Here is a 653-nt window from a genome sequence, read left to right on the forward strand (position 1 = left end):
ACGTCTGCTTCTGAATCAGCATCAACAAGTGCGTCAGAGTCAGCAAGCACATCAGCTTCTGAATCAGCCTCAACAAGCGCGTCAGAATCAGCAAGCACATCAGCTTCTGAATCAGCAAGTACAAGCGCTTCTGAATCAGCATCAACAAGTGCATCAGAATCAGCATCAACAAGTGCATCAGAATCAGCATCAACAAGTGCATCAGAATCAGCCTCAACAAGTGCATCAGAATCAGCAAGCACAAGTGCATCAGAATCAGCAAGCACAAGTGCATCAGAATCAGCAAGCACATCAGCTTCTGAATCAGCATCAACAAGTGCATCAGAATCAGCAAGCACATCGGCTTCTGAATCAGCATCAACAAGTGCATCAGAATCAGCGTCAACAAGTGCGTCAGAATCAGCAAGCACATCGGCTTCTGAATCAGCGTCAACAAGTGCGTCAGAGTCAGCAAGCACATCGGCTTCTGAATCAGCATCAACAAGTGCGTCAGAATCAGCAAGTACATCCGCTTCTGAATCAGCATCAACAAGTGCATCAGAATCAGCAAGCACATCAGCTTCTGAATCCGCATCAACGTCTGCTTCTGAATCAGCATCAACAAGTGCGTCAGAGTCAGCAAGCACATCAGCTTCTGAATCAGCCTCAACAAG

1 pseudogene is annotated in these 653 nt (G+C 46.7%); it reads right to left on the reverse strand.

Annotated elements, in window-relative coordinates:
• Positions 1-653: pseudogene (locus tag QEZ38_RS09765) on the reverse strand (adhesive domain-containing protein); the annotation flags it as partial.

Origin of the sequence: Streptococcus taonis, assembly GCF_029948085.1 — a bacterium.
GTDB classification, from domain to species: domain Bacteria; phylum Bacillota; class Bacilli; order Lactobacillales; family Streptococcaceae; genus Streptococcus; species Streptococcus taonis.